Consider the following 19,961-nt stretch of genomic DNA (forward strand, 5'->3'; position numbering starts at 1 on the left):
GGTGCTGAACTCACCGACGCAGTCGCTGGAAAGTCAGTTCCCACAAGTCCACGCCGCCCCGATATCTATCTACCGCCTCCCTGCCCATGGCTTGCCCTGAAATCCGCCCACCGCGGCCACCCGCGCCGCGCTTTCAAGGAACGCCAGCCATGTTCGATACCCCAGACGATGCCCTGATGGATGTGCTCGACTTCGAGCTCATCCCGCCCCTCCCCGTTACCCGCAGCGAAGACGAAAACCTGTTCCTCGCCGCCTCGCGCACCTGGCAGCAGAGCTGCCAGCGCTTGTTCGACCTGCTGCGCGACGCTCCCGGCGTACGCAGCGGCATCCGCCAGGCGATCGCCGAACGCTGGAGCCTGGATGCCGGCCAGTGCGGCCTGTACGTGAAGGATGGCCTGCGCCTCGGCCTCGACGATGCCGCAGCGTTCATCGCCCAGTATCCGGACATCGTCCTCGACGAACGCTGCCGGGTATACGGTTTCCCCGCCGGGCATGAACTGCATGACCTGCCCCCGCGCGCGCTGCTCGAGCGCCTCAAGGTCCTCGACCTGCGCGAGCGCCTGGACCAGGACTGGCAACGCTACTGGCACGCCCGCGCTCCCGGCACCCGACAGTCCCGCTGGAACGACGCCGCCCGGCACTATCGCCTGCATCTCCAGGCCGCCGTCGAGCGCAGCTTTGCCGCTGGCGAACTGGGCGCCGAATGGCGGCAGATCCTGCAACAACTGGTCGAAGGCCGCGACAACCACTTCGTGCGCATCCCCCATGGCCGGCTCGCCTCGGGCAGCCAGCAATCCCTGCCGGGGGCGCTGGTGATCGCCAGCGATAGCAGCCTGTTGCTTTATCTGCCCAGCCATAGCCCGGTACTGCAATTGTTCAGCAGCCAGGACGCGCTGGAGCAGCACCTGGTGAATCGCCAGGACCTGCTGGGGGACGACCGGCAACCCTTCATCGGCATCGATCACGAAACCGTCGCCGCACCTCTGGAAAGTGCCTTCAAACGCCTGATGGGCAGCCTGCGCACCCGCCGCCTCGCGGCACTGGCCGACAACCCGCTGGGCGACCTCGAACGAGCCCTGGACCAGGCCGACCGATTCGACATCCGGCGCGCCAGCACCTGGCTGCTGGCCGACGCCGAAGCACTGGCTTCGACAGACAGCGACACCGACGCCATTGCGCCGGCAGACAGCTTCGGCGGCCTGTACCGCGACCTGCCATTCAGCGCCCGCCTGGACAAGGTCAACCGCCAACTGAGCGCACTCGAAGTGTTGCTGGAGGAACTCGACGGACAACTGCCCGGTGCCCTGCAAACGGCACTCGATGCCTTGCAAGACGCCCAGGCCGAGAGCATCGACGCCGCGGCGGCGCTGCTGGCAACGGCGGTACCGGACCGTACCAGCGAGCACTACCAGACCCTGAAGCAGGCCCGGATCGCCGGCCTGCGTTGCGAAGCGGACATCCAGCAGACCATGAAACTGCTCGACAGCGAGCAGCGCAGCCTGCTCGACGCCGTGTTGCGGGCACCGCTGGCCGGACAACGGCTGGATGCCGTGGTGGTCGCCAGCCTGCACCTGCACGACCAGCAAGATCGGCACGAACTGGAAGGCGCCTTGCTGATCGGTCACGCCACGGCCGAGGGGCAGTTCTCCTCAGCCCAGCCGGTCCTGCTGTACTGGCCCGGCGCCGGGGGAGGCTTGCAGGGTTTTCCGTCGCGTGCGGCCATGGAGCGGGAGTTCCTCAAGACCGTCCCCGACGAGCGAACACTGACCCTGATCGAGCTGCACGACGATCCCTTCGAGCACAGCCTCGCCCGCCAACTGTCCCGCTACGAAGCCGAACTGCGCGGGCTGGATGAACAGGGCTCCGCCGACTCGGCCCTGCATGCCCTGCGCGAACAGACCCTCGCCCATCTCCAGGTTCCAGCTCATCCGGCTCGCGACCTGGCCCTGCAGCATCTGGCCGAACAGCACTACAGCGCGACCCTCTCGCACCAGGCCCCCGACTGGTTGCTGCAACTCGACAACGGCGCGCGCCAGCAATTCAGGCAACTGATCGAACGCTATCTGGTGGCCATGCAGCGCTCGCGAACCTTTCTCGCTGGCGCCCTGCCTCCCCGTCACTCGTTCGCCCGCCAGCAGGTGGCCAGCCGCCTGCGCCAGGCCTTCGACCTCAGCGAGGATGTCCAGGTCCAGCTCGACCTGCCGGACAGCGTGCGCTACGCGCGCGAGCCGATCGCCGGTTCGGGTGCACCGGGCACCCCGGTGCGGCTGGTGGAAATTCCCAGCGCCGAGCGCAGCCGCCTGAGCCTGGAGGACCTGGCGTTGCAGCAGATCGACCCGACGCTGGAACAGCGCCTGCACTTCATGCAGGTGCTGGTCAGCGGCGGCGATGACCGCGAGCATCCGCGTCTGCTTGAAAGCATCAGCCTCGACTGGTTGCGCAGCACCGTCAGCGAGCTGGACCTGGCCGGGCAGTACGAGCAACGCATCCGCGACGCCTTCATGGGCACTGCCGATGAAGCCCCCTTCAGCGCCGAATACCGCGAGGAATGTCTGCGGGAGCCATGGCGCCTGATGCTGCGCCTCCAGGGCGAAGCCGCGCGCAACCAGCAACGCCTCGATGCCCAGGGGCAGCGTCTGCTTGAAGCCGCCATCGACGGCGACACCAGCACAGCGAACTTCAGCCTGCTGCCGGTCCTGCTGACCAGCGGCGGCGAAGACACCGACGGCCAGGGTGCCGGCCTCTCCGGTATCACCCTGATCCACCAGGCCGGAACCACCCTGCTCTACCTGCCGGACAGCCCGGACGGGCGTTTCCTGCGCCAGTTCGACAGCCTCGAAGCGGCACGCCGCGCGTTGTTCAGGCTGTGCTTCGACGACCCCATGGCCCGCTACCTGGCGCAGCGCACCCTGGCCGGCGACCCCGCCGCCCATGTCGCACGCATCACCGAGGCCTGCCTGCGCCAGTTCGACGGCATCATCGCTATCGGCCTGGCCTGGCCTGCCAGCACCTCCCTCGCCCGGCACCTCTGCGATGCGCACATGGGGCGGCTGATCGTCGCCCACCGTTCGTCCTCGCGCTCGCGCTACGACCTGTTCATGGAGCGCTACGCCCTGGAAAGCGGCATGGTGTTCAACTACATCCGCATGGCCCTGGGCGTGGTTCCCTTCGTCGGTAGCCTGGTCGCGGTGCTGGACGGATGGCTGGCGGCCAACCAGGCGGTCGCTGCGGCACAGCGGGGTGATGTCGACGAAACCCTGGTCCAGCTCGAAGCGGTGCTGATGTGCCTGATCGACGCGGTGATGGATGTACTGCCGGGGGTCAGCGTCAATCCGGCCGCGCTGCGCCAGGCGACCCGCCAGCGCCGCCTGCTCGGCCTCGCCAGGCTGCCTTCGACGGCAGCGGGCAAAGGCAATGCCGTGCAGCGCTTCAGCGGCTACGAATATCCCGACGCCCTGTCGCTCAACGGCCTGGCCCCCGGCAGCGAAGGGATCTACCGCAACGTCTACCGCCATGCCCAAGGCGACTTCATCCTCAATCACGGCCGCTTGTACCAGGTGGGCTTCGACCAGGGCCGGCATACCTGGCGCCTGCTCGGCAAAGGCGCTGGCTACCGGCAGCCGATCGCGCTGGACGAAACCGGGCAGTGGGACACCCATGGCGCTCTGTTCGGCGTGAACATCGTCAGCCCGGTCGCCGGTGGCGGTGGCGTGCTCGGGCACCTGGCCGACGGTCTCGACCCGCTATGGCCGGCGGTGATCCGCGAGCGCCTGCCACGCTGGTGGACCGATCCAGGCCTGCGCCGCCTGCGCACCCTGCGCAGCAGCACCGATTACCAATTGCGTGAGCTGGACCGGCTCAACCGCGAGACGGCCCACGAGCAGCGCCTGTTCAACCGCATGACCGACGACCGCCAGCGCCTGCACCAGGCGGAAAAACTGGCCAATCATTTCGCCTACGAACGGCATGTCGCCGAGAAGATCTATCCGGAGCTGGAAGAGCTCGCCCAGTTGAGCGCCGGCAACAACCGCACCCGGGCCAAGGACCTGATGAGCCGGGTCGCCTGGCTGCAGGTCAATCGCCTGACCAACGAGCTCAACGGCATCAAGCGCAGCGCCACCGAAGTACTTGACCATGTCGATGAGCTGGTAGCCGATACGGCGAACACGCCGCCGACGGAAATCGCCAAGCATCTGCAGATCATGAAGCGCCGCAAGGTCCTGCGTGTGCAGTTGATCGGCAAGCTCCAGGCCGTGGCCAACTACACCCACGCCATCGAACTGTGGGCCAAACGCATCACCAACGCCACGCAGAAGTCCAAGGTCAGCGAGGACATCAACCATGCCTTGCGCAACTTCAACCAGTCGACCTGCGACATTCTCAAGGTGCGCAACTACCTCGAGGTGATCAACCGCTACGAAGCCGCCACCGACCAGTCCTGGTTCTACTTGCAGATCCCGGTGGCCAGGGCGCGAACCGAGGTGGACCGCAACCTGAACAACCTGTTCCACCTGCCGGAAGTGCGCAGCAACGCCGAGCAACGCAAGCGCATGCTCGAGGCCTGCATCGACTCCTTCGAGCGCTATAGCCACAACCTGCGGGCCTGGGCCACCAGTTACGCGAACTACTTCGATCACGCCTTCGTCGAGCCGTTGCTCGAACACCTGGAATCGATCAGCGACCTGGCGGAACGCTGGAAACGCAAGATTCCCCAACCCGCGCCGAAACCCGTGAACGAGACGCGACGCGGCCCCTCCGTCGACCGCAAGCTGTTCGAAACCGAAGACAACCAGTTTTTCATCGGTATCGAGGAAGAGGTGGCCGGAGCCGAGCGGCGCATCATCATCAACCGGATCAACAACGGCACCGAGGTGTACGTACCGGGCAAGGCGGGCCTGTGGCGCCTGGCCAGTGCGCCACGGACCCCGACGCCCAGCCCCCCGGTGGATATCAACCACCTGCTGGGCGAAGCCCGGGAACGCCTGGACAAGCTGTCGGCGTACAAGGACAAGGTCGAAAGCTATGCACGCCAGGACATGCTGCCGCGCAACCTGGAGCATTTGATGCTCAGCGAAGCCAATGAGCTGCGCGCCCGGGCCGAGCGCATCGCCGAGCACGCACCGTCGGCGGAAATCATCGCCACCCTGCGGCGCAAGGCCGATGGGCTGGTCGACAAGGGGCGTACCCTGCGCATCCGCCAGTCACTGGCGAGCAAGGTGCCCAACGAGGGCATGCTCGATTACCTGATGGAACAGAAGGCCGTGGATATCCGCAAGATCGGTGGGCTGATCCAGTTGCCCAAGCGTATCGAGGGACAACCCGACTTCCTTCAGGAATTCGAAATCCGTGACCTGACCCAGGGCACCCCGAATGCGAAGTGGTACGCGCACTTCCATTTCCACAGCAAGAACCCCGGCTTCGAGCGCTTCACCAAGGCCCACCTGAAGACGGCCGAGCAGCGTCGACTGGGCCTGCAATGGCAGCTGGCACAAGGCGAAGGCGCCGAACGGATCTGGCGCGGCGACATCGCCCGGCCGATGGCGAAGAAGCATTTCGCCGCCCTGTTCAAGCACAGCAGCGAACAGTAAGCAGCATGCCCGTATCGGCGACCTCACGCCGATACGGGCCATTCGCGGCAAAGCGGTCGACAGCCAAGACTGCATGAGACAAACTCACCGGCATTCCGTTTTACTCAAATAATTCTCATGGAGACCGCCAGGTGCTCGAAATCCGCCACCTGAAAACCCTGCACGCCCTGCGCGAGGCCGACAGCCTGGTGGAGGCCGCCGAACGCCTGCACCTGACCCAGTCGGCGCTGTCGCATCAGTTCAAGGAGCTGGAAGAACGCCTGGGCATGCAGCTGTTCGTGCGCAAGACCAAACCGATCCGCTTCACCAGCGCCGGCCTGCGCCTGCTGCAACTGGCCGACGCCACCCTGCCCCTGCTGCGCGGTGCCGAGCGGGACATCGCCCGTCTCGCCGGCGGCACCGCCGGACGCCTGCACATGGCCATCGAATGCCACAGCTGCTTCCAATGGCTGATGCCGACCATCGACCAGTTCCGCGACGCCTGGCCGGAGGTCGAACTGGACCTGGCCTCGGGCTTCGCCTTCGCCCCGCTGCCGGCCCTGGCCCGCGGCGACCTCGACCTGGTGGTGACCTCCGACCCGCTGGACCTCGCCGGGATCACCTACGTGCCGCTGTTCACCTACGAAGCCATGCTCGCCGTGGCCAACCAGCATGCGCTGGCGAGCCGGCCGTATGTGCTGCCGGAGGACCTGGCCACGGAAACCCTGATCACCTACCCGGTGGAACGCGATCGCCTGGACATCTTCACCCGCTTCCTCGAACCGGCCGACGTCGAACCGGCGCAAGTGCGCACGGCGGAACTGACGGTGATGATGATGCAACTGGTGGCCAGCGGCCGTGGCGTCTGCGGCATGCCGCACTGGGCGCTGCACGAATACAGCTCGCGGGGCTATGTGAAGGCCAAGCGCCTGGGCGAGAAAGGCCTGTTCGCCACGCTCTACGCCGCGGTGCGCACCGATATGCTCGATGCGCCGTACATGCGCGACTTCCTGCTCACCGCCAAGGACACCTCGTTCTCCACCCTGGACGGCGTCAGTGCCGTGCGCTGAGGCTCTGTACGAACCTGAGGCTCAGGCCAGCTTGCGCTGCTCCTGCACCAGGCGCAGCGCCAGGGCGGCGAGGACGAAGCCCATCACATAGCGCTGCAGCATCAGCCACAGCGGATAACGCATGAACCAGGCGGAAATGCCGGCGGCGAACAGGGCGATCAGCAGGTTGACGGTGAAACTCACACTGATCTGGGTGATGCCGAGGATCAGGCTCTGGGCCAGCACCGAGCCGTGCTCCGGGGTGATGAACTGCGGCAGGATCGACAGGTAGAACATCGCCACCTTGGGGTTCAGCAGGCTGGTGAGAAAGCCCATCAGCACCAGTTTGCGCGGCGAGTCCGGAACCAGCTCGCGGGGTTCGAAGGGCGAGCGGGCGCCGGGTTTCACCGCCTGCCAGGCCATCCACAACAGGTAGCCGGCACCGGCCCAGCGCAGGATGTCGTAGCCCAGCGGCACGGCCATGAACAGAGCGGTCAGGCCGACGGCGGCGGCGCTCATGTGCACCAGGAAGCCGGCGACCACCCCCAGCAGCGAAGTCACCCCGGCCATGCGCCCCTGGCAGATGGAGCGGGAGATCAGGTAGATCATGTTCGGTCCGGGGGTGAGGACCATCAGCAGGGCGGCGCCGGTGAACAGCAGCCAGTCGTTGAGGGGGATCATTTGACGCACTCCTTTGCAGAGGTTTTTGTTGTTCTTCAGGGCCTCATCGCCGGCAATGCCGGCTCCCACAAGGTTCGGCGGTGTACGCGATACCTGTGGGAGCCGGCGTTGCCGGCGATGAGGGTTCAGTCACCGCGATACAACGGCAGGATCGAATCCCGGGTCAACGGCGCCAGCTCCAGTTGCCGGGCACTCTCGCCATCGACCCATAGCGCTTCCTCGATCTCCGCCGCCGGTTTTACATCTTCCGCCGTCTCCACCCGAAACAGCTCGCAGACCACCTCGAACCCCGGCTCGTTGGCCGCCGGCGCGCTGAAGTTGCCCAGATAGCTGGCCTGCGCCTCGTCGATACGCAGCCCCAGCTCCTCGAACAGCTCCCGCGCCAGGGCCGTCACCGGCGCTTCGTCCGCCTCGATCTTGCCCCCCGGCTGCATGAACGCCAGGGTGCCGCGCTTGCGCACTAGCAGGGTTTTCCCGCGCGGGTCGATCAACAGGGCTGCGGCGATGCGGATGGTCTTGCTCATGACGGCAACTCGTTGCAAAAAATGTCGGGCAAGGATCCCATGGTCACGCCACAGCTGACCAGTGGCACCTTGCAGGCACCGGACAAAAGCCGCATAACCAGAGGATGAATCTACCCGCCCTCGATCATCCGGTACTGGACGCCTTCCATCCGGCCATCCGCGCCTGGTTCCGCCGCCGTTTCGCCACGGTCACCGCCGCCCAGGCCCGGGCCTGGCCGTTGATCCACCAAGGCGAATCGCTGCTGGTGGCCGCGCCTACCGGCTCCGGGAAGACCCTGACCGCCTTTCTCGCGGTGCTCGACGAGCTGTTCGTGCAAGGACTGGAGCAGGATGGCCAATTGCCCGAGACCACCCTGGTGGTCTACGTCTCGCCGCTGAAGGCGCTGTCCAACGATATCCAGATCAACCTGCAGGAGCCGCTGGCCGGGATCAGTGCCGAACTGGAACACCAGGGCCTGCCGGTACCGCGTATCCGCACCGCTGTGCGCACCGGCGATACCCCGCAGAAAGAGCGCACGGCCATGCGCCGCCAGGCCCCGCACATCCTGGTGACCACCCCGGAATCGCTGTACGTGCTGCTCGGTTCGGCCTCCGGTCGCCAGGGCCTGGCCAGCGTGCACACGGTGATCGTCGACGAAATCCATGCCATCGCCGGCAACAAGCGTGGCAGCCACCTGAGCCTGAGCCTGGAGCGCCTGCAAGCCCTGTGCGCCCGGCCGTTGCGGCGTATCGGCCTGTCGGCGACCCAGCGCCCGCTGGAACGGGTAGCGCAGTTCCTGGTCGGCAGCGAGCGGCGCTGCGCCATCGTCGATATCGGCCATGCCCGCCAGCGCGACCTGGGCATCGAAGTGCCGCCGCAGCCGCTGGGCGCGGTGATGGCCAACGATGTGTGGGAGCGGGTCTACGACCGCCTCGCCGTGCTGGCTGGCGAACACCGCACCACCCTGGTCTTCGTCAACACCCGGCGCCTGGCCGAGCGTCTGGCCCGTCACCTGAGCGAGCGCCTCGGCCGCGATGCCGTGGCCGCCCACCATGGCAGCCTGGCCAAGGAGGCCCGGCTGGACGCCGAGCAACGCCTCAAGCGCGGTGAACTGCGGGTGCTGGTGGCCACCGCCTCGCTGGAACTGGGCATCGATATCGGCGAGGTGGAACTGGTCTGCCAGATCGGCTCGCCGGGCTCCATCGCCGCCTTTCTGCAAAGGGTCGGACGCTCCGGGCACCAGGTCGACGGCACACCCAAAGGCCGCCTGTTCGCCACCAGCCGCGATGACCTGATCGAATGCGTGGCCCTGCTCGATTGCGTGCGCCGGGGCGAGCTGGACGAGGTGCAGATTCCCCGCGCGCCGCTGGATGTGCTGGCGCAGCAGATCATCGCCGAAGTCAGTTGCCAGGCCTGGCCGGAGCAGGCGCTGCTCGAACTTTTTCGCCGCGCCCAGCCCTATGCCGGGCTCGATGAAAAGCACTACCAGGCCCTGCTGCGCATGCTCGCCGAGGGCTACAGCGGCCGCCAGGGCGTACGCGGCGCCTACCTGCACCGCGACGCGGTCAGCGGTGAACTGCGCGGCCGTCGCGGCAGCCAGCTGACCGCCCTGACCAGCGGCGGCACCATCCCCGACAACGCCGACTACGCGGTGCTGCTGGAACCTCAGGCGTTGAATATCGGCAGCGTCAACGAGGACTTCGCGGTCGAGAGCATTGCCGGCGATATCTTCCAGTTGGGCAATGCCTCGTACCGCATCCTGCGGGTCGAGCCGGGCAAGGTGCGGGTCGAGGACGCCCAGGGCCAGCCGCCGAACATCCCGTTCTGGCTCGGCGAAGCGCCGGGGCGCAGTGACGACCTGTCCCGCGCGGTGGCCCGCCTGCAAGCGGAAATCGACCAGCGCCTGCAAGACAGCGACGGCAACGAACAACCGCTGCTCGACTGGCTCGGCGCGACCCTCGGCCTGGGCCCGGACAGCGCCGGGCAACTGCTCGACTACCTCGGCCGCAGCCGCCAGGTGCTCGGCGCCCTGCCGTCCCAGGACACCCTGGTGATGGAGCGTTTCTTCGACGAGTCCGGCGGCACCCAACTGATCATCCATTCGCCCTTCGGCAGCCGTATCAACCGCGCCTGGGGCCTGGCCCTGCGCAAGCGTTTCTGCCGCACCTTCAACTTCGAATTGCAGGCGGCGGCCAGCGAAGACGCGATCATCCTGTCGCTGTCGGCCGGTCACAGCTTTGCCCTGGAAGAAGTCTGGCGCTACCTGCCCAGCGCCAGCGCCGAGCACATCCTGATCCAGGCGGTGCTCGACGCGCCGCTGTTCGGCGTGCGCTGGCGCTGGAACGCCGGGGTGGCCCTGGCCCTGCCGCGCTTTGCCGGTGGCAAGCGCATCGCCCCGCAGATCCAGCGAATGCGCAGCGAAGACCTGACCGCAGCGGTGTTTCCCGACCAGTTGGCCTGCCTGGAAAACATCGTCGGCGAGCGCGAGGTGCCGGATCACCCGCTGGTGGAACAGACCCTCGACGACTGCCTGCACGAAGCCATGGACGCCGAAGGCTGGCTGGCCCTGCTGCGGCGTATCGAGAGCGGCGGCATCCGCCTGATCTGCCGCGACCTGCCGGCGCCCTCGCCTCTTGCCGCGGCCATTCTCAATGCCCGGCCCTACGCCTTTCTCGACGACGCGCCGCTGGAAGAGCGGCGGACCCAGGCCGTGCTCAACCGGCGCTGGAGCGAGCCGCAGAGCGGTGATGAGCTGGGCACCCTCGACCGCGAGGCGATCGCCGCAGTGGCCGCCGAAGCCTGGCCGGCGCCGAACGGCAGCGATGAAATGCATGAAGCGCTGATGAGCCTCGCGGCGATCAGCCCGGCGGAGGTGACGGCCAATCCCGCCTGGGAAGGCTGGCTGCAAGGCCTGGCCAGGTCCGGGCGCGCCTGCCGCATCGCTGGCCTGTGGCTGGCGCGGGAACGGCTGAACCTGCTGCTGGCGGTGTACCCCGGCGCCAGTGTCGAGCCGGACCTCGGCCTGCTGCCTGGTTTCGACGAAACGTTCGACGCAGATGACGCTGCGGTCGAGCTGGTGCGCGCCCGCCTCGGCGGATTCGGGCCGCTGACGGTGGAGCAGATCGCCGCACCGCTGCACCTGCCGCTGTCCACAGTGACCCAGGCCCTGGCCCGGCTCGAAGGCGAAGGCTACGTGCTGCGCGGCCAGTTCCACCCCGACCAGTCCGGAGAACAATGGTGCGAGCGCCACCTGCTGGCGCGTATCCACCGCTACACCATCAAGCGCCTGCGCCGGGAGATCGAGCCGGTCAGCCTGCAGGATTTCATGCGTTTCCTGTTCGACTGGCAGCACCTGTCCACCACCGCCCGCCTGCAAGGCCCCGCCGCCCTGGGCGAAGTGCTGGAGCAGTTCGAAGGTTATGCCGCAGCCGCCAGCGCCTGGGAAAGCGACCTGCTGCCAGCGCGCCTGGCCGACTACAGCCCGCGCTGGCTGGATGAAGCCTGCCGTGCCGGCAAGTTCGCCTGGGCCCGCCTCGCGCCCTCGGCCAAGGCCGCCGCCAGCACCTTGCGCAGCACGCCGCTGGTGCTGCTGCCGCGCGGACGCGTGGGGCTCTGGCAGGGCCTGGCGCAGCCGCTGGATGTCGAGGCCCTGTCGCCGCGGGCGCAGAAAGTCCATGCAGCCCTCAGCCAGCACGGTGCCCTGTTCTTCGACGAACTGCGCGACGAGGCTCGACTACTGCCCACCGAACTGGAAAACGCCTTGCAGGAGCTGGTCGCCGCCGGGCTGGTCAGTGCCGACAGCTTCGCCGGGTTGCGCGCGCTGATCACCCCGGCGAGCAAGCGCCAGGCCCACAGCAGCCGGCGCGGACGCGGGCCGCTGTTCGGCGGCATGGACGACGCCGGGCGCTGGGCCTTGCTGCGCCGCAGCGCGGCTGGCGAGGACCGCGAAGCCGTGCTCGAACAGGTCGCCCGCACCTTGCTGCGCCGCTATGGCGTGGTGTTCTGGCGCCTGCTGGAACGCGAGGCCGACTGGCTGCCGAGCTGGCGCGAACTGCTGCGCACCTTCCATCGCCTCGAAGCCCGCGGCGAGATCCGTGGCGGACGCTTCGTCAGTGGCCTGGCCGGGGAACAGTTCGCCTTGCCCGAGGCCATCGCCACGCTACGCGGGGTCAGGCGACGGCCGCTGGATGGCAGCCTGATCGTGGTCAGTGGCAGTGATCCGTTGAATCTCAGTGGCAGTCTGCTGCCGGGCAACAAGGTGCCGGCGTTGGCGGGGAATCGGTTGCTGTATCGGGATGGTGTGCCGGTGGGAGCCCTGGTGGCGGGGACGGTGCAGTTGTGGCCGCAGGTCGAGGAAAAACATGAAACCTTGCTGCGCGAGCGTCTGATCCGGGGCATCTGACTGGCTACAAGCCCCCATCCGCTATATGGTTTATGGCTTGCCTGACGTGTCCAACAAGGAAACCGTATGAGCCTGTCACTCCTGAGCCGCTACGCCTTCTTCGTCGCCTGCGTCCTTTTCACCTTCGCCTGCCTGCCCTTCCTGCACCACGACTGGCTGTGGCCGTTCGCCCTGACCACCGGGGTGCTGAGCCTGATCGGCCTGTTCGATCTGCTGCAGAAGCGCCATGCGGTGCGGCGCAATTACCCGATCCTCGGCAATATCCGCTACCTGGTCGAGGGCATCCGCCCGGAGATCCGCCAGTACCTGCTGGAGTCCGATAGCGATGCCCTGCCGTTTTCCCGGGCACAGCGTTCGCTGGTGTATGCCCGGTCCAAGAACGAGCAGTCGGACAAGCCGTTCGGCACGCTGATCGATGTCTATCAGTCCGGCTTCGAGTTCATCGGCCATTCCATGCGCCCGGCGCCCTTGACCGACCCGACCGCGTTCCGGGTGATCGTCGGCGGGCCGCAGTGCACCCAGCCGTATTCGGCGTCGGTGTTCAATATTTCGGCGATGAGCTTCGGCTCCCTCAGCGCCAACGCCATTCGCGCGCTGAACATGGGCGCCAAGCTGGGCAATTTCGCCCATGACACCGGCGAGGGCAGCATCAGCCCGTACCACCGCGAACATGGCGGCGACCTGACCTGGGAGCTGGGCAGCGGCTATTTCGGCTGCCGTACCGCCGATGGCCGTTTCGACCCCGAGCGTTTTGCCGAGCAGGCGCGCAATCCCCAGGTGCGCATGATCGAGATCAAGATGAGCCAGGGCGCCAAGCCCGGCCATGGCGGCATCCTGCCCAAGCACAAGGTGACCAAGGAGATCGCCGAGACCCGCGGCATCATGATGGGCGAGGACTGCATCTCGCCGTCGCGGCACAGTGCCTTCTCCACGCCCATCGAGCTGATGCATTTCATCGCGCAGCTGCGCGAGCTGTCCGGCGGCAAGCCGGTGGGCTTCAAGTTCTGCCTGGGTCATCCCTGGGAATTCATGGGCATCGCCAAGGCCATGCTGGAAACCGGCATCCTCCCCGACTTCATCGTTGTCGATGGCAAGGAAGGCGGTACCGGTGCAGCGCCGGTGGAATTCACCGACCATATCGGCGTGCCGCTGCGCGAGGGCCTGCTGTTCGTGCACAACACCCTGGTCGGCCTGAACCTGCGCGACAAGATCAAGCTTGGCGCCAGCGGCAAGATCGTCAGTGCCTTCGATATCGCCAGCGTGCTGGCCATCGGCGCCGACTGGGCCAACTCGGCGCGCGGCTTCATGTTCGCCATCGGCTGCATCCAGTCGCAGAGCTGCCACACCAACAAGTGCCCGACCGGCGTCGCCACCCAGGACGGCCTGCGCCAGCGCGCCCTGGTGGTGCCGGACAAGGCCGAGCGGGTGTTCAACTTCCACCGCAACACCCTCAAGGCCCTGGCGGAAATGCTCGCCGCCGCCGGCCTCGATCACCCGTCGCAACTGGAGGCGAAACACCTGGTGCGGCGCATGTCGGCCACCGAGATCAAGCTGTTCTCGCAACTGCATGTGTTCCTCAAGCCGGGCGAGCTGCTCAGCGGCGAGGTCAGCGGCGAGTTCTACCAGCGCATGTGGCGGATGGCGCGGGCGGACAGCTTCGAGCCGCACAGCGAAGCGGCCGCCTGAGAGACATTCAGTAACATCCCACCGTTGCAATCTCCGTTGAAACTGCCCACCCTCCGCGCCGCCGATCGGTAAAGACCGACGGCGCGGAACCGGGGTCGCCGTGGTCGATCCTCTACTGAAACACCCTGCGCAAGAGCCTTGACCATGACCAACGCCCGCGACCATCGAATCGACTTTTTCCGCGGCCTGGCGCTGGTCTTCATTTTCTGGGACCACATTCCCGGCAACCCGCTGGCCAACCTGACCGTGCGCAACTTCGGCTTCAGCGATGCCGCGGAGATCTTCGTCTTCCTTGCCGGTTACGCGGCGGTGCTGGCCTACGGCAAGGTGGCGCTGCGCGACGGCTGGGTGGTGGCCTGCGTGCGCATCCTGCGCCGGGCCTGGGTGCTGTACGTGGTGCATATCTTCCTGCTGGTGTTATTGATGGGCATCGTCTTCGTCGCCAACAACCATGTGGAAACCCGCGACATGATCGAGGAGATGGGGCTCTACTATTTCCTCGGCAATCCGCAGCAGGCCCTGGTGGACGAGTTGCTGCTGCGCTTCAAGCCCAACCTCATGGACCCGCTGCCGCTGTACATCCTGCTGTTGCTCGGCCTGCCGCTGGTGTTGCCGTTGCTGCTGCGCAAGGCGGAGTACGTGGTCGGCGTGTCGGCGGCGCTGTACCTGATGGCGCCGATGTTCCAGTGGAACCTGGCGGCGCAGGAAGGCGGGGTGTGGTTCTTCAATCCGCTGGCCTGGCAGTTGCTCTTCGTCCTCGGCGGCGCGGTGGCGATCAATGGTCAACGCGAGCGTCCGCCGGAGCTGCGGCCTTTGTCGCGGCAGCCGTTGTTCATGGTCTCGGCGGGCTATCTGCTGGTATGCGCGGCGATCGCCCTGTCGTGGCGCTGGCCCGAGGTGCATGACGCACTGATGCCGAAGGTGCTGGCCGAATGGCTGTACCCGATCAGCAAGACCAACCTGTCGCCGGCGCGCCTGCTGCATTTCCTCGCCCTGGCCTACTGCACGGCGAAACTGCTGCCCGCCGGGCCCTGGGTGCACAGTTGGCTGGCGCAGCAGGGTTGCCGGATGGGGCGTTATTCGCTGGAAGTGTTCTGCTTCGGCGTGCTGCTGGCACCGCTGGCGGACATGGCCAATGCCCTGGGGGGCGAGAATTGGACCATGCAGGTGTTTACCGCAGTGATCGGGGTGGCGCTGATGATGGGGCTGGCGCTGTGGCTGGACTGGAACAAGCGGCTGACCCGGGTGGTGCCGGCAGCAGCGGCGTGACCCGGCGCGTCACCCCGAGGGCGTAGTACAGCACCGCCAGCCCGAGCAGGAACGCCGGCCCGACATACAGCGCCACGCGCAGATCGCCGAAGTAGCCCATCACCCCGAGCACCAGCCCGAGAAACGCCAGGGCCAGGTACGAACTCCACGGCCACAGCCACATCGGGTAGTGCAACCGCTGCCGCTCGGTCGGGTTCAGGCCGGCGCGGAACCTGAGCTGCGCCAGCAGGATCATAGCCCAGGTCCAGATCGCGCCGAAGGTGACGATGGCCGTGGCCCAGAGAAATACCTTTTCCGGCACCAGGTAATTGCCCAGCACACCCAGCAGCAACACGGCGAGGGACAGCAGCAAGGCATTGCGCGGTACTCCGGCCCGGGTGGTACGCGCGAACAGCGCCGGCGCCTGGCCTTTTTCCGCCAGCGCACAGAGCATCCGCCCGGTACTGAAGATCGCCACGTTGCAGGCCGACAGGGCTGCGCTGATCACCACGAAGTTGATCAGGCCGGCGGCGGTGCGGATCCCCAGGCGCTCGAAAGTCAGCACGAACGGGCTGCCAGCGCTGCCGATGCCATGCCACGGGTAGATCGCCAGGATCACCAACAAGGCGCCGACATAGAACAGCAGCAGGCGCCAGAACAGCGAGCCGATGGCCCGCGGAATGGTCCGTTGTGGCTGGCGGGTTTCGCCGGCGGCAAGGCCGACCAGCTCGGTGCCGAAATAGGCGAACATCACCAGTTGCAGCGACATCAGCACCCCGCCCAGGCCATTGGGCAGGAAACCGCCGTGCTGCCACAGGTTGCCCAGGCCCAGCGCCACCCCGTCATTGCCCAGGCCGAAGGCGATGATGCCGATCCCGCCGAGGATCAGGGCAACGATGGTGACCACCTTGATCAGGGCGAACCAGAACTCGAACTCACCGAAGGCGCGCACCGCCAGCAGATTGATCGCGCCCATGCACCCCAGCGCCGCGAGGGCCCAGAGCCAGCGCGGCTGCTCGGGAAACCAGATGCCCATGTAGATCGCCACCGCGCTGATTTCCGCGACGCAGATCACCAGCAGGGCGAACCAGTAGTTCCAGCCAGTGAGAAAGCCGGCCAGCGGCCCGAGGTAATCGTGGGCATAGCGGCTGAAGGAGCCGGATACCGGGTTGTGTACCGCCAGTTCGCCAAGCGCGCGCATGATCACCAGGATCGCCAGGCCACCGGCCAGGTAGGCCAGGACAATTGCCGGGCCGGCCATTTCGATGGCCTTGGCCGAGCCGAGAAACAGGCCGACGCCGATGCAGGCGCCAAGAGCGATAAGGCGGACATGGCGTTCACCGAGTTCGCGTTTCAGGGTGGTCATGGGCAGATTTCCGTGTGCCGGGAACGAGTTCCCCACTCTAGCCAGCCCGGCACCCGGCAAGGGCCCACCCCTCAGCACGGGACATTTCCTACGCCACTTTGGGAGTTATCCGACACTACCCAACAATTTTTTCACCACCCCCGGCCAGCGTCTAAGCTTCAGACAAAGCAAGAGAAATAACGAAATCAGGCTTAAGACTATGGGCGCACAGTGGCACTCGGATAACGGCAGTAACCTGGCAGCCGCTGAGCAATCGGAAGTACCGCCGTCTCCCCCACCACCACCCCGTCGCTCACGGCTGCGTTTCCTGTGGTGGCTGATCCTGCTGATCGTACTGGCCACCCTGGCCCTGCTGGCCTATGCCGCGACCAAGGAAATGCAGAGCTCGGCCATCCAGTCGCGGGAGTTCAGCAAGTTCGCCGCCACCCTGAGCTATTCGATGCACAAGGGCCCTACCGACGCCATGGTCTATCCCGGCGAGGGGCCCTTCGACAAGCGCCTGGGCTACAGCGCCCTGGGAGAGTTCATTCCGCGCCTGCTGAAGCGGGACTACGTGGTGGTGGAACAGACGCGCTTTTCACCGGCGCTGATGAGCTACGTCGATCATGGCTTTTTCGTGCCCTACACCGAGAAGATCCAGAGCGGCCTGAGCATCACCGACTGCAAGGGCAGCGTGCTGTACCAGTACCAGTATCCGCAGCACCTGTATCCGGACTTCGCCTCGATCCCGCCGGTGATGGTGCACAGCCTGCTGTTCATCGAGAACCGCGATCTGCTCGACCCCAACGACCCCAACGGCAACCCGGCGGTGGATTGGCCGCGTTTCGCCAAGGCCGCCTACACCCAGGTCGCCAAGTACCTGGCGCTGCCCGGGCAGTCGGCAGGCGGCAGTACCCTGGCCACCCAGTTGGAGAAATACCGGCATTCCCCGGATGGCCTGACCGTGTCCGGCGCCGAGAAAATCCGCCAGATGATTTCCGCCAGCGTGCGCGCTTATCAGGACGGGCCCCAGACCCTGGAAGCACGTCAACGCATCGTCCGCGACTACCTCAACAGCGTGCCGCTGTCGGCAGTGCCCGGGCATGGCGAGGTACATGGCATGGCCGAGGGCCTGCGGGTCTGGTACGGCGCCGATTTTGCCGAGGTCAACCGCCTGCTGGCATCGAATGCGACTGATCCGGAGACCTTGGCCGCCCGTGGCCTGGCCCTGCGCCAGGTGCTGTCGCTGATGATCGCCCAGCGGCGCCCCTCGCACTTCCTGGCCAAGGGCCGCAACGAGCTGGCAACCCTGACCGACAGCCATATCCGCCTGCTCGCCGCCAACAACATCATCGATCAGTCGCTGGCCGATGCCGCCCTGGCGAGCAAGGCGATCTACCGCGACTGGGTGGCCCAGCCGACCATCGTGCCGATCGTCACCAACAAGGGCATCAGCGTGGCCCGCAGCCGCCTGTCGAGCATGCTCAATCGCCCGCTGTACGACCTCGACCGCCTCGACCTGTCCGCCACCAGCACCCTGCAGTCGGACCTGCAGGAGCAGATCAGCCAGTACCTGCGCAACCTCGCCGACCCGGAATTTGCCTCGAAGATGGGCCTGTTCGGCGAACGCCTGCTGACCCCCACCAGCACCACCCAGGTGCGCTACAGCTTCACCCTGATGGAGCGCACCGCCGACGGCTCGCGGGTGCGGGTGCAGACCGACAGCACCGACCAGCCCTTCGACATCAACGAAGGCAGCAAGCTGGAACTGGGCTCCACCGCCAAGCTGCGGGTGCTGACCAGCTACCTGGAGATCGTCTCCGAGCTGCATGACCGCTACGGCAACCTGTCGGTGCCGGAGCTGAAGAAGGTCGAGGTGGCCGATGTAGACTTCATCACCCGCTGGGCCATCGACTGGATGATCCAGAACAAGGACCGGGACATCACCGCGATGCTCGACGCGGCGCTGGAGCGCAAGTACTCAGCCAGTCCCGGCGAGGCCTTCTTTACCGGCGGCGGCCTGCATGTGTTCAACAACTTCCGCAAGGAAGACAACGGCCGTATTCCGACCCTGAAGGACGCCCTGCGCGAGTCGATCAACCTGCCGTTCATTCGCCTGATGCGCGACCTGGTGCGCTACAGCACCTACCAGGCGCCGGGCAACAGCGCCGCGCTGCTCAAGGACGATGCCGAGCCGCGGCGGCAGGAATACCTGGCGCGCTTCGCCGACCGCGAAGGCACCGACTTCCTGCGGCGGTTCTGGAAGAAATACCAACGCAAAACCTCCCAGGAACGCCTCGACACCTTCCTCGACGGTCTGCGGGTCACACCGATCCGCCTGGCGGCGGTGCATCGCTACCTGTTCCCCGAGGCCGACCAGGCCACCTTCAATGCCTTCGTCCGCGCCCACATGAAGAAGGAAGGCGTGGTGACCAAGCCGGCGATCGGCAAGAAGGATCCGCTGAGCGACGAACGCTTGGACGCGCTCTACGCCGCCTACGGCCCCGGCAAGTACGACCTGCCCGACCAGGGCTTCATCGCCAAGTCGCACCCGCTGGACCTGTGGCTGGTCGGCTACCTGCTCAAGCACCCCAGCGCCAGCTTCCAGGAAGCGACCATGGCCAGCCACTTCGAGCGCCAGGAGGTCTATGGCTGGCTGTTCAAGAGCAAGCACAAGGGCGCCCGCGACAGCCGCATCCGCACCCTGGTGGAGGTGGAGGCGTTCCTCGATATCCATCAGCGCTGGAAACGTGTCGGCTATCCGTTCGACCATCTGGTGCCGTCGCTGGCCACCGCCATCGGCAGCTCCGGCGACCGTCCGGCGGCGCTGGCCGAGCTGGTGGGGATCATCCAGAACGATGGTGTGCGCCTGCCGGTGCTGCGCATCGACACCCTGCACTTCGCCGCCGGCACGCCTTATGAAACCGTGTTGGCCGGTGATCCGGACCGGGGCGAGCGGGTGCTTTCGGTGGAAGTTGCCCGGGCGCTGCGCGGAGCGATGTCGCAGGTGGTGGATGCCGGTACTGCGCGGCGGGTGTCCGGCGCGTTCAAGCTCGACGATGGCACCATCCTGACCATGGGCGGCAAGACCGGGACCGGCGACAACCGCATCGAGAGCTTCGGCGCGGGCGGGCGGCTGATCGGCTCGCGCTCGCTGAACCGGACCGCGACCTTCGTGTTCTACCTCGGCGACAACCACTTCGGCACCCTCACCGCCTTCGTTCCGGGGCGCGCGGCGGAGTCGTTCAAATTCACCTCGGCGCTGCCGGTGCAGGTGCTCAAGGGCATGGCGCCGCTGCTGCTGCCGTATCTCAAGCCTGGGGGCAATACCCAGTGCACACCGCCGATCATGGCGGAGCCAGGGGCGAGCGTGACCCAGGCCCACTAGTTTGTTGTGTTTGATGGCCTCATCGCTGGCAAGCCAGCTCCCACACGGTCCTGTGTATGCAGTACCTGTGGGTGCTGGCTTGCCAGCGATG

General features: G+C 66.5%; 9 protein-coding genes. 6 read left to right on the forward strand and 3 right to left on the reverse strand.

Annotation, left to right across the window (positions count from 1 at the left end; translation table 11 throughout):
* Positions 1-149 precede the first annotated feature (149 nt).
* Both ACODSK_RS25750 and metR read left to right on the forward strand, forming a co-directional pair.
* On the forward strand, positions 150-5,588 hold the full coding sequence (locus tag ACODSK_RS25750) for a dermonecrotic toxin domain-containing protein (RefSeq protein ID WP_489019930.1): 5,439 nt from the start codon (positions 150-152) through the stop codon (positions 5,586-5,588).
* A gap of 131 nt (positions 5,589-5,719) precedes the next feature.
* Positions 5,720-6,637, forward strand: a complete 918-nt coding sequence (gene metR / locus ACODSK_RS25755; RefSeq protein WP_489019931.1) for a transcriptional regulator MetR — start codon at positions 5,720-5,722, stop codon at positions 6,635-6,637.
* Between the two features lie 21 nt (positions 6,638-6,658).
* Here the strand turns inward: metR and ACODSK_RS25760 are convergent, their stop codons facing one another.
* Positions 6,659-7,297: a LysE family translocator gene (locus ACODSK_RS25760; RefSeq protein ID WP_489019933.1), complete on the reverse strand. Its 639-nt coding sequence runs from the start codon at positions 7,295-7,297 to the stop codon at positions 6,659-6,661.
* Positions 7,298-7,422: 125 nt separating this feature from the next.
* Complete coding sequence (locus ACODSK_RS25765) at positions 7,423-7,821, reverse strand: NUDIX hydrolase (RefSeq protein WP_489019934.1); 399 nt, start codon at positions 7,819-7,821, stop codon at positions 7,423-7,425.
* 104 nt (positions 7,822-7,925) lie between these two features.
* Between ACODSK_RS25765 and ACODSK_RS25770 the strand changes: the two genes are divergently transcribed.
* From ACODSK_RS25770 to ACODSK_RS25780, 3 genes are all read left to right on the forward strand, one after another.
* Positions 7,926-12,203, forward strand: coding sequence for a DEAD/DEAH box helicase (locus tag ACODSK_RS25770; protein WP_489019935.1), 4,278 nt, complete (start codon positions 7,926-7,928; stop codon positions 12,201-12,203).
* A 66-nt stretch (positions 12,204-12,269) separates the two neighbouring features.
* On the forward strand, positions 12,270-13,889 hold the full coding sequence (locus ACODSK_RS25775) for an FMN-binding glutamate synthase family protein (RefSeq protein ID WP_489019936.1): 1,620 nt from the start codon (positions 12,270-12,272) through the stop codon (positions 13,887-13,889).
* Between the two features lie 144 nt (positions 13,890-14,033).
* Complete coding sequence (locus tag ACODSK_RS25780; RefSeq protein WP_489019938.1) at positions 14,034-15,158, forward strand: OpgC family protein; 1,125 nt, start codon at positions 14,034-14,036, stop codon at positions 15,156-15,158.
* Here the strand turns inward: ACODSK_RS25780 and ACODSK_RS25785 are convergent.
* On the reverse strand, positions 15,061-16,503 hold the full coding sequence (locus tag ACODSK_RS25785) for an amino acid permease (protein WP_489019939.1): 1,443 nt from the start codon (positions 16,501-16,503) through the stop codon (positions 15,061-15,063). The genes ACODSK_RS25780 and ACODSK_RS25785 overlap by 98 nt on opposite strands.
* Positions 16,504-16,702: 199 nt before the next feature.
* On the opposite strand from ACODSK_RS25785, the gene ACODSK_RS25790 reads away from it, so the two are divergent.
* A complete protein-coding gene (locus tag ACODSK_RS25790; protein WP_489019941.1) occupies positions 16,703-19,870 on the forward strand; it encodes a transglycosylase domain-containing protein in 3,168 nt (1,055 codons plus the stop codon).
* Positions 19,871-19,961 lie beyond the last annotated feature (91 nt).

The sequence above is a fragment of the Pseudomonas sp. FG98 genome (assembly GCF_057808595.1).

Excerpts from the sequence above, each read along its gene's own strand:
- ACODSK_RS25750 (WP_489019930.1), top strand. The coding sequence starts at position 150 with ATGTTCGATACCCCAGACGATGCCCTGATGGATGTGCTCGACTTCGAG.
- ACODSK_RS25760 (WP_489019933.1), bottom strand. The coding sequence starts at position 7,297 with ATGATCCCCCTCAACGACTGGCTGCTGTTCACCGGCGCCGCCCTGCTG.
- ACODSK_RS25765 (WP_489019934.1), bottom strand. The coding sequence starts at position 7,821 with ATGAGCAAGACCATCCGCATCGCCGCAGCCCTGTTGATCGACCCGCGC.
- ACODSK_RS25770 (WP_489019935.1), top strand. The coding sequence starts at position 7,926 with ATGAATCTACCCGCCCTCGATCATCCGGTACTGGACGCCTTCCATCCG.
- ACODSK_RS25775 (WP_489019936.1), top strand. The coding sequence starts at position 12,270 with ATGAGCCTGTCACTCCTGAGCCGCTACGCCTTCTTCGTCGCCTGCGTC.
- ACODSK_RS25780 (WP_489019938.1), top strand. The coding sequence starts at position 14,034 with ATGACCAACGCCCGCGACCATCGAATCGACTTTTTCCGCGGCCTGGCG.
- ACODSK_RS25785 (WP_489019939.1), bottom strand. The coding sequence starts at position 16,503 with ATGACCACCCTGAAACGCGAACTCGGTGAACGCCATGTCCGCCTTATC.
- ACODSK_RS25790 (WP_489019941.1), top strand. The coding sequence starts at position 16,703 with ATGGGCGCACAGTGGCACTCGGATAACGGCAGTAACCTGGCAGCCGCT.